Genomic DNA, 14,893 nt, shown 5'->3' on the forward strand with positions numbered 1-14,893 from the left:
GTTCCGGTTGCCCCTGTCGCACCAGTTACCCCAGTAAGCCCTGTTGCACCTGTGGCGCCGGTTATTCCCGTTCCGGTTGATCCTGTCGTACCGGTAACCCCAGTTAAGCCCGTTGCACCAGTAGCTCCAGTCGTTCCTGTTCCCGTTGCTCCTGTCACGCCAGTTACTCCTGTAAGACCCGTTGCACCTGTGTCCCCGGTTGTTCCAGTTCCGGTTGCGCCGGTCGCACCGGTTACCCCAGTAAGACCCGTTGCACCAGTGGCTCCTGTCGTTCCTGTTCCCGTTGCGCCGGTTGCACCAGTTACCCCATCAAGCCCCGTTACTCCGGTAGCCCCGGTTGTTCCCGTTCCGGTGGCACCTGTTAATCCTGTAGCACCAGTCGTTCCTGTTGTTCCAGTTCCGGTTGCTCCCGTCGCACCAGTTATACCCGTAGATCCCGTTGCACCAGTAGTTCCAGTAGTTCCCGTTCCTGTTACTCCTGTCACACCAGTTACGCCCGTAGATCCTGTTACCCCAGTTAAGCCCGTTACACCTGTGGTTCCGGTTGCACCGGTAGTCCCCATCTCTCCCATGGATCCTGTTGCTCCCGTTATTCCAGGATCGCCCGTGGCTCCTGTTATACCTGTGGTTCCAGTCGTTCCGGTAGCCCCAGTCACACCTGTATTACCTGTAACACCTGTATTACCTGTAACACCTGTCATTCCAGTGCTACCTGTGGTTCCAGTTACACCTGTTGTGCCCATTGCTCCAACGGCTCCAGTTGCTCCCGTCAAACCTGTGGTTCCTGTGGCTCCTGTTTCACCAGGATCACCCGTTGCCCCAGTTATCCCTGTCGTGCCAGTCACTCCAGTGCTACCTGTAGTTCCCATTCCAGTTGCGCCGGTTACACCTGTTATGCCCATTGCTCCCACGGCTCCGGTAGCTCCGGTCGAACCTGTAACGCCTGTTATTCCGGTCACTCCAGGATCACCCGTCGCTCCTGTTACCCCTGTCGAGCCTGTTGCGCCTGTCGCTCCTGGATCACCAGTAATTCCCGTGGCACCTGTTACACCTGTTATCCCTGTAGTTCCGGTTGATCCAGTCGCCCCCGTAATTCCTGTAACGCCTGGATCACCAGTTGTACCTGTAAGTCCTCGGACTCCGGTTGATCCCGTTATTCCTATCGAGCCAGTAGCTCCCGTATTCCCCATCCTACCTACTATTCCCATTGCTCCTGTGATTCCCGTAGCCCCGGTTACACCTGTCTTTCCTTGAAACCCTCTATATCCCCTCGGTCCACGTAACACAGGACATCTGGATCTGACAGCTCTTTTCTTTTTAAGCGCAAGCTTCTTTTTGGATTTACATTTTACTTTTCTTTTAATAGAAACACGAGTGCCTGCTTTTTTTAATTTGCGTTTGGTTGTACTGATTGAGGACATTTTGCGCTCCTTTTTGGACATATAGCTCACAAGAAAATCCCCCCTCCTTGTACACCGTATCTATTCTCCGCTTTTGCAATACTACACTCTATGTCTAGGACAGGTTTTGTGCACCGCCCATTAATGAAGTCATATCAGCATTTAGCATTTTGGTTTAGGTCGTAAGCATTAACCGATTCATAACGCAATTTAATTATTGATTGATCAATTACAAATCGACATAACACATTTATTTCTTTTGCAGCTCACCTATCGTCTGTGTAATCCCTTCTTCAAAAGAAGTCATCTTCACCGGCCCAACCTTGGCCTCGTATTTCTTTTTACTCAACACCAGCGATTCTTCTGTCAAATATAACATTTCAACAATTTCTTTCATTACCGGTACGGCCAATCCAAGCAGTGAAAGCCCTGTTTTGCCGAGGGCTATGACCGGTTTCGCTTTACCCGCCGCCTGTTGTGCAATACGTACGATTTCCTTACCAGATATTATCCCAGCACCAGGGATATTCCAGTTCTGCCGATAGGCATCATCTCTGCTCGCCAACTCCACAACCATGACCGCTGCATCTGGCAAATAGATATATTCTCGTGGCATTTTCATAGTTCCGATAAAAAAAGTCATTTTCCCTTCCGCTATTGCTTCAAGCGTAGACCCCAGGTAAGAAGCCTGATTGGCAGTAGGACCATAATAATCAGGCAAGCGAACAATCATCACTTGCGCTTTGCACCATTTGCTGCTAAATAACATCTGCTCAAAGGCAAGCCGAGTCTTTCCTTTTCGAGTATGCGGCTGCTTTGGATGTTCTTCAGTCACTTCTTTCATTTGTCTTCTGCCATACGGATAAATCCCGTCAATGACGACCACCTTTAGGCCCAATTGTTCTGCCGCCTCCATAACGGATTCACCCAGAGGAATCAGCTTGCTCTCCATTTCGTTATAAGGTACATTCGCGCAATGAAACATTACATCGGCTTCTAGTGAAGCAGCTATAATATCATCGAATCGGAATGCATCTCCAACAGCGATCTGTAGATGATCAGGCGAACCCAGTTTTACCGCAAGTTGCTCCAGTTTTTGACGTGAGCGACCAAAAATGATTGTAGAAATACCACGTTTAATCAATTCCTCTGTAATCGCTGCGCCCGTTCCACCTGTTGCCCCAACCACGATTGCTCTTTTCATTACATCTCAACCTCTTTCTCTCAATTAGTTATTGATCAATTACTTACTTCAACACAATATAACGTATATTTAGTGATTGATCAATAACTAAAATACAAAAAGGGACTCTTCCCTTTCTATCTATCCATAAGCTCTGGCATATCCAGTGCGGTTGATATATTACATAACATCCCGATTGCCAAGAATATCAACGTTCTTTGCTTTGGATTGGCACTGCCTGCGGCTGTAAAAGCTTCCAATACCATATCTCGCACCTCTGCGAATCCTTTTTGCATCGCTTGACGGATGACTTCTTCCTGAACCGTCTGCGCCTGCATTTGCAGCAAAATTTCGTTCTTGTGAGATTTAAGAATCTCTTCATAGGCTTCTGTTAACTCGTTCTCCAACTGATCTGGAGTAGCTGTCTCCACCACCGCTCGGAATGAATCAATCACTCGCGTCCAGGATACCTCAAGTGCTGTTAACAGCAAAGCTTCTTTGCTTTTAAAAAAACGAAAGATATACGGTTGCGAAATATTTGCTCTTTCTGCTACCTGAGCTGTGGTCGCCCGAAAATAGCCAATTTCAGCAAACACCTCAATCGCTGCGGATATGATATCACTACGTCGATTAACCGATACCGCTGCATTTTTAGCCATGTTATCACACCTCCATTACATAGTAATTAATTGATCAATAGCTTGAAGTATATAGGAAAGTCTAATGCATTGCAAAGAGACTCATCCCTCCAATCTAAGCACAGCTTAGAAGCTCTCTATTGTTTAAACATTTCTGTGACGTCAATTTCATCCGTATGTATATCGCCTCATTACAGTTTATAATTATTCTCAACCACAATATAAATCGATATAAAGTTACTTGAATGGATAACCTACACCTACGGAACCAAGAAGAATATCGCTTTGGAATAGATGGATTTATCTTCTCATGACTACCCTGTTGCAAAATCAAAACACCCATGATATATTAATTGAGCCATCAATGATTGATGCATCAAATATTGATACGTCAAAGATTAACTTAGCAGATATTACTGACTAAGCAATGGCACTTTATAATGGCAACTTTATGTATTCTGTTCACATAAGCCGTTGTTCATGGTCGAGATTCACCCGGGAGGTCTAGTCATGACACGTGTGTTTTCCAAGGAGGAGCAGATCATCAATCTGCTCAACGGGCTGGGTAACAAGATCAGCCCCAAGTTCGAACGCTGTACGGGCATCAGCTCATCACGCTTTGAGATTTTGCATGAGTTGGACCAGGTGGACGAGATTAATCAGTCCATGTTGCAAAAAATCATTAATATCGACAGTGCGGCGATCACTCGCCATCTGAAGCAGCTTGAAGCCGATTCGATGGTCACCAGACGTAAAAATCCGGAAGACAACCGCGTTACCTTTGTCCGCCTTACGGATGAAGGACGGAAGCAAATCGAAGGTTATAAAGTTGAGAAAACCAATTTTATCAATCAGATTCTACAGGATTTTAGTGAAGAAGAAGTTCATCTGCTTGCTGATTTCCTGGAACGAATGCAAAACAATTTCTAAACCCATATATAGAGGAGAGAACCATACATGAGTACATTCCAAAGCACTTTTCAAAAGACAAATGATTTTAATGAAATTACTTACGGCCGCCGGTCTGTAAAACTATATGATCCTGAAGTCAAAATCAGCCGTGAAGAAATGACAGAAATTCTGTCAGAAGCTTCTCGCGCTCCATCTTCCATCAATTTGCAGCCTTGGCGTTTTCTCGTTGTAGATACGGCTGAAGGCAAAGAAAAGCTTGCTCCTCTCGCGAAATTCAACCAAAATCAGGTTTTGACTTCCGCGGCAGTTGTTGGTGTATTTATTGATATGAACAATGTCGAGTACATGGACGAAATTTTTGGTAAAGCTGTCGAGCTCGGTTATATGCCACAGGAAGTCAAGGAAATGCAACTCAAAACTGTAATGCCTTATTATGAAAATATGCCCGCTTCCGCTCTTCGCGATGTCAATCTGATTGACGCGGGTCTGGCTTCCATGCAATTGATGCTCGCTGCACGTGCTCATGGGTATGATACCAACCCAATCGGTGGTTATGAGAAAGATCAAATTGCTGAAGCATTCGGTATGGATAAAGATCGTTACCAACCCGTTATGCTGATCTCGATCGGTAAATCGGCCAAAGAAGGTCACCCTTCCTACCGTCTGCCTGTTGAGACAATTACGACTTGGGCATAATATCAGTCAATGTTTTTATGTGCTCCAGCACCATTTACATTTCAAACAATAACAACATTCTAAATACACTAATGGAGGTTGAATATTATGATTATCATTCACGCTCACTTGCAAGTTAAACCAGACCAGGAACAAGCTTTTTTGGAAGCTACAAAAGTGCTGATCCCTGCAACACGTAATGAAGAAGGCAACATCAGCTATGATCTCGCCAAAAGTACTGAACGCGAACATCACTACACGATGATTGAGCTGTGGAAAGACGAAGCCGCTACAGCTTCCCATAATGCAAGCGCCCATTTCCAGACTTTCGTTCAACAAGCAGCAGCATTCATGGCCGCTCCAATGAACGTTGAAGTATTCGCTGGAGAAGCGGTTAAACACTAAAACATGAGCATTACATTAATTAATTAAGCAGACCGACGAGATCGTCGGCTTGTGAAAAAGAAACCGCTCCTCGTCATGCTGACGGGTGAGCGGCTTTTTTGATATTGAACGAATTTTTTTATGATGACCATTTTAGTTTGTTGTATTTTATTTGGTATATAGATGCTTCATCAGCTCACGGTTTTTCTGCGTGAACAAGTCATTGTGCGAGGAAACCATTCCATGTGTATTGGCTTCGGGTGCCACGTACAGTTTGGCTTTGTTCACCGCATTGGCTGCGTCCTGGAACGCTCCTGCGATCAAATGAAGCTTCCCTTCATGATGCAAAATATCTCCCGCAGCAAAAATGCCCGGTACGGATGTTTCGCTGACTGGTGTGCCTGCGATCCAATGATCCTTCATATCAATCTTAATATGACTGTTCACAAGCAATTCCTTGTCCCTCTCATAACCGTAGTTAATGATGACCTCATCCACGGCCAGCTCCAATGAAGCTCCGTCCTCATTACGTTTCAGCACAACCGTCTCAATCTGTTGATGATCGACTGTAGCGACCAGCTTCTCAATCGTTGTATTGAGCAAGCATTCGACTGAACTGTTCTCAAGACGTGATATTTCAGCTTCATGGCCTTTCAGCGTATCTTTCCGATATGTTAAATAGACTTGTTTGGCAATAAGGGCAAGCTCGTTTGCCCAATCAATCGCCGCATTACCGCCACCCGAGATCAGAACCGTTTTGTCCTTGAAACGGGACAGCGATTTGACTGTATAATGTAAGTTCGTTACCTCGAAACGTTCTGCACCTTCAATTTCCAGTTTAATCGGCTTCAGAATTCCTCCACCAATAGCTAAAATCACAGTTTTGGAGTAATGTTTTTCCTCAGAAGCGGTGTGCAGTACGAAGTGTCCTTGCTCATCCTTGGATATGGACGTGACCTTTTCTCCAAGAACAACCTCTGGCTGGAAAGTCAGCCCCTGATTGACCATTTGTTCGATTAGTTGTGCGCCCGGAACGGGTTGTAAGCCCCCTATATCCCAGATCATTTTCTCAGGATACACATGTACCTTCCCGCCAAGATAGGGCTGGAATTCAATGATTTTGGTTTTCATTTCACGCAAACCGCTATAAAAAGCTGAAAATAATCCGGCAGGCCCACCACCAATAATCGTTACATCAAACAATTCATGATCTTTCATCTTGAATACCCCATTTCCGAATTGGTTTGTCCAACATTCTTCTTCCATTTATTCCTGCATGGTTAGAACGGCCGAGGACGCATCGAGAGAGAATAAATAGCTTTTATTGTATTCATCTCAGTCAACCTTCCAACCTTTTATAATAATGATTCTCATTATCATTTAATACTATAGCAAGGATCATTGAAAATGCGAATGCACAAATCACCAATTTGGGATGTACTATTGTCTAATGGAGGCTTAATTAAGATGCGTGTATTCCGAAGGAGAAACACCAAATTTACTTTTAAAAATTCGACTGAAATAGAGCGGATTGGTATAACCAACACTGATCGCAACATCGCGAATCAAATAACTACCTGATTTCAGCAGCTCCCCTGCCCTCTCCATGCGATAATGGATGACATAGTCAATTGGGCGGAATCCCGTGTATTTGTGAAAAAAGTAGGAGAAACGCTTTGAACTCATGCCATGTAACTCTGCTAGCTCATCCAGTGTCAGCAGATTCATGTAATGTCCATGTATATAAGAGATGGCTTGCTCAATCACCTTTTCACTCGGCGAAGTTCCACTTTCCCGTTGACTGCAGCCTGTAAAAACCTGAACCATGATGCTCAAAAATAATTCTTTGACTCGAAGTTTGCCAATTCCCCCTTGCGCGTGTAATTGTTCCTGCAGCATAACCAGTAATTCAACAACCCTTGGATTGGCCCCGGAGTCCAATTTGAAATGAGAGTCGAATTCCTGAATGCTGTCGCCCTTTTCCAATAGGTCAAAACTATAAAATACTAAATAATATTCATACTCTGAATGACCATTCACTTGTGAGTCCAACTGCATGCCTGGTGCTGCATGAAAAACGGACCCGGGCTGTAATTCGTATATCGTTCTATCTACTGACATACTTGCTTCTCCCCGTACCACAAAAAGAAATCCATGATTTAATGTTCTGAATTCACGCAATATACTTTTGGGCTGTAAAACCAATCGATTGATTCCATCTATTTTAAAAGAATTATCTGCAAATATTGATGCTAATTGATCCACATCTGTCATGGCAATTCCACCTATCTTTTAGAATCGGTTTAAACTGTGCCTATTTTATCTTATCACACGAATCAAGTCATACTGGGTTGCTTAGTTCACCTTTCCCCCGTCAAAACTACAAACAAAGGCCATCCCTTGTCTTGACGACAAAAGATAGCCTCATTAGCTATGTGTTCAATTAATCTAAAGATTTTTAGATTATTTCTTCAATAATAAATAGACAAAATACGGCACACCGATTAGGGAGACCATAATTCCTGCTGCAATTCCATCAGGATCAACCAGGTTGCGTCCAACCGTATCTGCAATTAATAGAAGCCAGCCTCCAAGCAGAACGGCTACAGGAATAAATAACGAGTTACGTGGACCGACCAGCGCTTTGGCGATGTGTGGAGCCATCAAACCGATAAACGCGATTCCTCCCGTAACCGATACAGCAGATGCGGCAGCTGCAACAGCAATCACCATGAGTACCAAGCGTTCCCGCTCCAGCTTCAACCCCACTCCGATTGCCGTTTCTTCGTTCAATCCCATGAGATCAAGCCGTCTGGTTCTGAACAAAGTAAGCGGGATTAACACAATCAGCCAAGGCAGCAAAGCCCATATGAATGGCCAGTCTGCCCCCCATATGTTTCCGGAGATCCACTTGGCAATAAAGTCGACCTTGGATCGCTCCGCCGAAGATATGATGACAATCATGATGCCTGACAGCGCCATCGAGAATCCAACCCCAACCAACACCATTTTTATGGGATCAAGTCCCTTGGTCCGGCTATAGGAGAACAGATAGATGAGCGCCGCTGTCAGTAATGCACCGATAAAAGCAGCTAACGGTAACATATAAACGAACGTGCCCACTTCAATCGGGAAATACAGAAAGAAGATGGCAACGGCAACACCTGCACCTGAATTGATTCCAATGATGCCTGGATCGGCCAAGTCATTACGTGTAATGCTCTGCAAAATAGAGCCTGACAGCGCAAGCGCCATACCAGCTAGTAATGTAATAAAAATTCGAGGTAATCGGACCGAAAACAGAACAAAGTCTTCTTTAAATGTACCTTGGCCAAATAACACCGGAATTACCCTTTTGAAAGACAACGAGGAATACCCCCAGCTCATACCTACCACAGCCGTGATGAGGATCAGCAGCAAACACACGAGCAGAATCAGTCGTTGCTTGCGAATTCGCGCAGACATTGTCATGAGAACGCTTTGCCCCCTCTACGCACAACGAACAGGAAGAAAGGTAAACCAAGCATGGAAGCAATGGCGACCACAGGTGTTTCGTAAGGTGCATTTATCGTTCGACCCAGTGTTTCGGCAAGCAGCATAAACGATGCTCCGGCAAAAATGGATACGGGTATAATATACCTATAGTCCGTGCCCACCAATTTACGGACAATATGGGGGATCATTAAGCCAACAAAGGCCATGTTTCCGATCAATGCAACCGACGCTCCGGTAAGCACGATGACCAGCAGGAACAGAACAGTTTTGACGAGTACAAGCTTCTGTCCCAGTCCAGTCGCCACCTCATCGCTCAGGCTAAGAATGTTGATCTGGTTGGAAAGAAACGGAACTACAGCTAAACCAATCAGTATGACAGGCGCAATAGCTTGAATCTGGCCCCATGTCGTTCCGATGAGTCCTCCCGAAGTCCACATGGATACATCCTTGGAAATTTTGAAAAAGATACTGATGCCATCCGAGATGGCATACATAAAAGCGGATACAGCTGCCCCGGCAAGCACTACCCGAATAGGGGATAAGCTCCCCCTCCGCATCGAGCCGAGCACAATAACCAATGCTGCTCCAAGTGCAGCACCAACAAAACAAGCGACCATAATTCCAAAATATCCGAGTGATGGCATGAAAACAAAAGCCAGGGCGAGTGCCATATTGGCACCTGAAGTCAAACCGAGCAGTCCAGGATCAGCCAGCGGATTGCGAGTAATTCCCTGCATGATGCCTCCGGAGACGGCGAGAGCCGCTCCGATCAGCATGGCAGCGAGTTCCCGTGGGAGTCTGATCTCTCGCAGAATAAGAATATTATCGTTCTTCGTCGCAGAGGTCAGGGTCAGCCATAGATTGCGGAATGTCGTTTCTTCTGCGCCAAACATCATGGCGATGATGAAACACACGATAAGTACGAGTACACTACCCAGCAGCTTGGTTGCAAACCGAAAAGGAAGTCGTTTATTTTTCATCGCGTTCAAGTTTTACTTGCCAAGAAAATGTTCGATAAAGAATTCCAGCTGGTATTCCATGCTGAGTGGATCATTGAAGTAGAATGCCTTGGCATCGGCTTCAAATACTCGATTATTTTTCACCGCATCAATATTTTTGTATGTTTCGGTATTTTGGAACGAATTGTCCTCATCGGCATTTTTACTGAATATTACATAGTCTCCCATGTAGTCTTTCAATACTTCGTTCGATACAGCAAAGAATCCGTCTTTCTTAGTAGCTTCCTTGACCTTAACTGGCATACCTAAACCGAATTGATTATAAAGTATTTCCGTTCCACGTCCGAAATTTTCGCCATACACATAAAGTTGTTTATTGAACGTTTCAATAACGGATACAGTCGCATTGTCGCCAATTTTGGCTTTGATTTCTTCCCCTACTTTTTTGCTTCGAGCGTCAAAATCGTCAACCCAGGCCTGGGCTTCTTTTTCTTTGTTCACAAGCTTTCCGATCTCCAGTTGTTGCTTGAGGAAGTCCACCTTACCATATGTATAGGTGACTGTTGGAGCAATTTGCTTCAGCTTATCAATGTTCTTGATATCAGACAGGCCGATAATCAGATCTGGGTTCAATTCAATAATTTTCTCCAGACTTTCGTCGGTAACCGCCTCAGTATTCGCAAGTTTATCTTTGAAATTCGGGTTCTCCTTGGACATTTCATCCACACCAACCAGCGGCACATCCAGTGCCATCACGTTTCCTGTCAGGAATCGGGTCAGCACAACCACACGTTGCGGGTGGGAAGGAACTTCCACAGGACCTGTCTCCGATTGATATGTGAACGTACCCGAATCTGACTCGGATGAAGAACCTGTTGAATCCGTGTTCGAAGAAGTGGATTCGTTGGATGTAGTTGCATTCTCCGTTGTATCTTTGGCTGAGTTGCTTCCACAAGCGCTAAGCAATAAGACCAGAACTAATATAAATGGAACAAAAAGCTTTCTCATTAGATGACTCTCTCCCTTTTCTCTTTGAATATGAAAATCATTCTCATTACAATAGCTAATTATAGGCATGCAGGATGAACCTAACCATGCCTTTTTGTTTGAGAAAACCTTTGGATTATTGGATGCCAGTCCATAAGGATACAGCCCGTCCGAGCTGCAAACGAATGGAAACCGGGTTGTAGGGTATCCACTCTTCCTGCTCCAGATGATAGATCCGATTTCGCTTCACTGCCTCAAGCCCTTTCCAGTATTCCGAGTTAAATATACCTTCTGAATGAGCCTTGGACCCTTTTTCATCTGGAAAAACAATGACGAGCATACAAGTGCCCTCGTAATCCTTAAGTTCCGACAGTTGGATAGAGACCGAATGAAATTGGTCGCCAAACCTCTGTATTTCCTGGGCAATCTTGGCCGGAGGACGTAATCCGAGTGATTGATACATCACATATCCGACATTTCTGATTCCATATATTTGTAAATCATCCGGTTTTATGACGAGAATGGTCAGCGTCTCATTCACAATCTGGCTCGTCTGAATGGCTTCCCGTGCCTGCTGTTCTTCCCTTTCAAAGTCTGCCAGCCATTGTTCTGCCTTCTCCCCCCTTTGAATGGCCTGTGCGATAAACCGCAGATGTTCTTTCCAACCAAGCTCCATCCAAGCAATTTCAACAATAGGAGCGATGGATCTCAGACGTTCAGAACTTAATCCGTTCATATGTAGATGCTGATTTGCTGCAATGATGAGCTCAATATTAGCATCTAGCAATGCGGACTTTATTTGTTCAGGTGAACTGTCAGAATGGATAAAACGTATCGTTTGAGGTGGGCTAACTCCCTCTGTGCTTACATATTCGCTGCTTTCCGAGATGACGACCGCTGGTTCCAATCCAAGTAACATTAGATGGCTTGCATAAGGTGCACACCACACAGCCACTCGTTGAGAAGGTCTGCGACGTGTGTAACCTGAAGGACTCTCTCCTGTCTGCTGCTTGAAGCGACGACTAAGATAGAATTCATCCTTATATCCGACCTTCAGCGCGATCTCACGAAGTGAAGCGGACCCGCCAATTAATAACTCTTTGGCACGGTGAACACGCAAGCGTGAGAGATACTCATTGGGTGAAAATCCAGTAAGCTGCTTAAATAGGATGGAGTAGTGAGAGCGACTGACTCCCGCAATTTCGGAAAGTCCTTCGGTTGTTATCTTCTCACTAACATGGTTTTCCATAAATGTGATGCTGCGTTCCATAGATGGTTGCTCACTCGCAATATATTTTGCTTCCATTCGTTCCAACAGACTCATCAGTACTTGATGAAACAGAATCTGGTTACGCATATGCCTGACTTCATTGCCAGGTAAACGATACATATAGAGCTCCTCAAGCTGTGCTGCAATCGCAGGTTCATAGAACTCAATAAGAGTTTCTGTTGCGAGCACACTGGACCGTCCCATGGCTATCATTGGCAGTGATCTCTTCTGTTCTTGCGTGCGAATGGAGAGGGTGTATATATGAAGTGGATGCATCTGATTCCCCTGTATAACGACATCACTCTGCGCCGGAATAAGGATTACCATGCCATCGGTGAGTTCGTATATGTGATCGTCGAGATGAAGTGAACCCTTACCACTTGAAACGGCCAACAGAACGGTTAGGTTCTCATGGATCCTATGTATCGGCATGGTTGACGTACTATACAATGATTGAATGCTGTCTGCTGTATATATTGGAAAATAGGACTCTGCCCATTCCGAGTTGTTCATTTTCTTATCCTCCGTGACTGTTATGACTGTTAGCGGAAAACTAAAATAATCGTTCCGTTCTGGGGTCACTCAGTCCACTTACTGATGATGGGATGATGCCTGATAAACGGCTCTGCATGACTATTTTAACATTAAGGCTTCCTTCAGAATACTAGCGTTCAATTATAAATAGCTTTTACGATTGTCGCCATAAGTATGGCAAAAATTTCAACCGTATTCTACAACGCAAGTTACTTTTACATAATGGTCTCAAATAAAACATTCCATCCTTTCCTTATTTAACTCGAAGTTTAATCATGTTGCGGGGAGAACTGATTCAGGCTGCGAACCCAAGAAGCCGGAAGCACCAGATTTCAGGTGTTCCTGGCATGAGAGTCTGGCAAGGTGGTAGCTATTTTGACGGAAAGCCCAAGCGACTCATCTGTTAAAATAACTACACAGTCTTATTCTCTGTTTACATTCAAAAAAAGGTGTGCTACATTATTTTTACGGTTATAGAAATAACTACAGTTAGAAAAAAGGTGAACTTACGATGGTAGAAGAAAATGCGAATGTGCGTCAAGCTATTAAAGTGTACAAAGCGCTCGGAGAACCCACGAGAATCAAAATTGCCTTACTCCTTACGGAGGAGACAACTTTGTGTTGCTCGGATATCGAGTCTAAGCTGGAATCAGTGGCCAGCTCAACGCTTTCCCATCACTTGAAGCAATTGACAGACTGTGGACTGTTGAACCACCGCAAGGAAGGAACATATATCTACTACAGCGTAAACCGCGAAATGGCACAGAAATATGCGCCTTATTTGCTGGAGTAATTTTTTTTGAACATTATTTCTATAGAACTAGAAATATAAAACATTGAAGTATAGAGAGGAGCTTTACCAGTATGTCGAATGCATTGAAAATTTATATGCTGGCTATTATCAGCTTTCTAGTTGGGACATCCGAATATATTATTGCAGGGATTTTGGATAAGGTGGCTGCAGATGTAGGTGTCTCCGTATCGGTCGCAGGTCAGCTGATTACCGTTTTTTCTCTGGCCTATGCCTTCGGCACACCGATCGTCATAGCCGTCACTGCACGTATGGAGAGACGTAAACTTCTCCTTTATGCGCTTGGTGTATTTGCAGTAGGCAACCTGATTGCCGTCGCGTTACCCGGCTTTACATTCTTGCTCGTATCGCGTATTGTTCTCGCGATTAGTACCGGCGTGTTTCTCGTTACCTCATTGACGGTTGCTGCCAAGCTCGCTGCACCTGGCAAACAAGGAAGTGCAATTGCAACTCTTATAATGGGTTTCAGTGCCTCCTTAATTATCGGAGTTCCACTTGGAAGAGTCGCCGCTTCGGTTTATGATTGGAAGCTCATTTTCGGCGTTATCGGTCTACTAGGTTTGTTTGCCATGTTCTTAATCCTTATTGCTATTCCCCAATCCAATGGCGAGGCGCCTGTTCCGATTCGCAAACAGTTTGCACTGTTGAAGAAACCTGAAATTGCGATCGCGTTGGTTGTCGCCTTTATGTGGATTGGTGGATACTCTGTTGTTTACACCTATATTTCGCCCTACTTGCTGACCATAACCAAATTAAGCGAGCAAAGCGTAAGCATCGCACTCTTCTCTTTCGGTATCGCTAGCTTGTTTGGTTCTAAATTCGGCGGTTACAGCACCGATAGATGGGGAGCTCCCCGCACATTAGTCATCGGAATGCTGTTTAATACCATGGCTCTAGTTCTGCTCTCACTAGATGGACAATCGCCGTTGATCGTATTCCCACTTCTGATGTTTTGGTCTTTCACCGTTTGGTCTTCGAGCCCTACCCAGCAGTTTTATTTATTGTCACTTGCTCCAGAGGCATCGGGCATTATGCTTAGTATGAATACCTCCGTGTTGCATCTTGGCATGGCCGCTGGTGCTGGTCTTGGCGGTGTTGTCGTCGAGCAGGCATCACTGAGCTACATCAGTTGGATCGGCGCAACGAGCGTCATTCTGGCTGCTGTAACTGCTGCTACCTTCTTCCGTATTTCCTACTTGCGCAAACGCCGCGAAGAAGTAAAATGCAGCCTAGTCGAGACTTGTGCGTAATTCAAATCTCCCAAAAAAAACCAGGCTGCTAATTTATGAACTGCACCCCATTTGTTAGACACGACTAACAATGGAGGTGCAGTTTTTTTGCCTAAATTCAGTTTAGATGAGAAATTGAAAGCCATTCATAGATATCAGAATGGTACTGAAGGAGTCAAAAGTATTGCAAAATCATTACGGATAAATCATGAAACTTTACGTATGTGGATTAGGCAATACGAATATCACGGCGTCAAAGCTTTTGAAAAGAGCTATACAGCTTACACTAAGACATTTAAACTAGACGTACTCACCTATATAAACGAGAATGGGACGTCTCCAAATGAAGCTGCGGTCATTTTCAATATACCCTCTCCTAGGATTATTAGAAAATGGCGTATTCAATTCAATGAGGA

14 protein-coding genes and 1 pseudogene are annotated in these 14,893 nt (G+C 44.6%); 6 read left to right on the forward strand and 9 right to left on the reverse strand.

Translation table 11 applies throughout. From position 1 onward, the window contains the following. From BUA17_RS30425 to BUA17_RS30435, 3 genes and pseudogenes are all read right to left on the reverse strand, one after another. Positions 1–1,250, reverse strand: a pseudogene (locus tag BUA17_RS30425) (hypothetical protein); the annotation flags it as partial. A gap of 400 nt (positions 1,251–1,650) precedes the next feature. Beyond that, on the reverse strand, positions 1,651–2,604 hold the full coding sequence (locus BUA17_RS30430; protein ID WP_072735881.1) for an SDR family NAD(P)-dependent oxidoreductase: 954 nt from the start codon (positions 2,602–2,604) through the stop codon (positions 1,651–1,653). A 116-nt stretch (positions 2,605–2,720) separates the two neighbouring features. Continuing rightward, positions 2,721–3,242, reverse strand: a complete 522-nt coding sequence (locus BUA17_RS30435; protein WP_063568300.1) for a TetR/AcrR family transcriptional regulator — start codon at positions 3,240–3,242, stop codon at positions 2,721–2,723. 489 nt (positions 3,243–3,731) lie between these two features. Between BUA17_RS30435 and BUA17_RS30440 the strand changes: the two genes are divergently transcribed. The 3 genes from BUA17_RS30440 to BUA17_RS30450 all read left to right on the forward strand — a co-directional run bounded on the left by BUA17_RS30440 (position 3,732) and on the right by BUA17_RS30450 (position 5,213). Continuing rightward, complete coding sequence (locus tag BUA17_RS30440; RefSeq protein ID WP_063568299.1) at positions 3,732–4,151, forward strand: MarR family winged helix-turn-helix transcriptional regulator; 420 nt, start codon at positions 3,732–3,734, stop codon at positions 4,149–4,151. A 27-nt stretch (positions 4,152–4,178) separates the two neighbouring features. Next, entirely contained in the window at positions 4,179–4,829 is a 651-nt protein-coding gene (locus BUA17_RS30445) for a nitroreductase family protein (protein WP_063568298.1), read from the forward strand. Positions 4,830–4,916: 87 nt separating this feature from the next. Next, entirely contained in the window at positions 4,917–5,213 is a 297-nt protein-coding gene (locus BUA17_RS30450) for a putative quinol monooxygenase (RefSeq protein WP_063568297.1), read from the forward strand. Positions 5,214–5,360: 147 nt separating this feature from the next. On the opposite strand, the gene BUA17_RS30455 is transcribed toward BUA17_RS30450, so the two are convergent. From BUA17_RS30455 to BUA17_RS30480, 6 genes are all read right to left on the reverse strand, one after another. Beyond that, positions 5,361–6,410: an NAD(P)/FAD-dependent oxidoreductase gene (locus tag BUA17_RS30455; protein WP_072735886.1), complete on the reverse strand. Its 1,050-nt coding sequence runs from the start codon at positions 6,408–6,410 to the stop codon at positions 5,361–5,363. Between the two features lie 240 nt (positions 6,411–6,650). Continuing rightward, the gene (locus tag BUA17_RS30460; RefSeq protein WP_072735882.1) at positions 6,651–7,466 is read right to left on the reverse strand and encodes an AraC family transcriptional regulator; all 816 of its coding nucleotides are present in this window, start codon (positions 7,464–7,466) and stop codon (positions 6,651–6,653) included. Positions 7,467–7,655: 189 nt separating this feature from the next. Continuing rightward, entirely contained in the window at positions 7,656–8,663 is a 1,008-nt protein-coding gene (locus tag BUA17_RS30465; RefSeq protein WP_063568295.1) for a FecCD family ABC transporter permease, read from the reverse strand. Further along, the gene (locus BUA17_RS30470; RefSeq protein WP_072735887.1) at positions 8,660–9,667 is read right to left on the reverse strand and encodes a FecCD family ABC transporter permease; all 1,008 of its coding nucleotides are present in this window, start codon (positions 9,665–9,667) and stop codon (positions 8,660–8,662) included. The genes BUA17_RS30465 and BUA17_RS30470 overlap by 4 nt, the downstream gene beginning before the upstream one ends. A gap of 12 nt (positions 9,668–9,679) precedes the next feature. Then, complete coding sequence (locus BUA17_RS30475) at positions 9,680–10,654, reverse strand: iron-hydroxamate ABC transporter substrate-binding protein (RefSeq protein ID WP_063568294.1); 975 nt, start codon at positions 10,652–10,654, stop codon at positions 9,680–9,682. Between the two features lie 115 nt (positions 10,655–10,769). Further along, a complete protein-coding gene (locus BUA17_RS30480) occupies positions 10,770–12,116 on the reverse strand; it encodes an AraC family transcriptional regulator (protein ID WP_244552251.1) in 1,347 nt (448 codons plus the stop codon). An 832-nt stretch (positions 12,117–12,948) separates the two neighbouring features. Here BUA17_RS30480 and BUA17_RS30485 point away from each other — a divergent pair. The 3 genes from BUA17_RS30485 to BUA17_RS30495 all read left to right on the forward strand — a co-directional run. Then, the gene (locus tag BUA17_RS30485; protein WP_072735884.1) at positions 12,949–13,230 is read left to right on the forward strand and encodes an ArsR/SmtB family transcription factor; all 282 of its coding nucleotides are present in this window, start codon (positions 12,949–12,951) and stop codon (positions 13,228–13,230) included. A 71-nt stretch (positions 13,231–13,301) separates the two neighbouring features. Further along, positions 13,302–14,498, forward strand: coding sequence for an MFS transporter (locus BUA17_RS30490; RefSeq protein ID WP_072735885.1), 1,197 nt, complete (start codon positions 13,302–13,304; stop codon positions 14,496–14,498). Positions 14,499–14,585: 87 nt separating this feature from the next. Next, positions 14,586–14,893 (forward strand): transposase (locus BUA17_RS30495; protein ID WP_170867971.1); only part of this gene is annotated, 308 nt, incomplete at its 3' end.

This window comes from Paenibacillus sp. ov031, assembly GCF_900143165.1.
Lineage (GTDB): Bacteria > Bacillota > Bacilli > Paenibacillales > Paenibacillaceae > Paenibacillus > Paenibacillus marchantiae.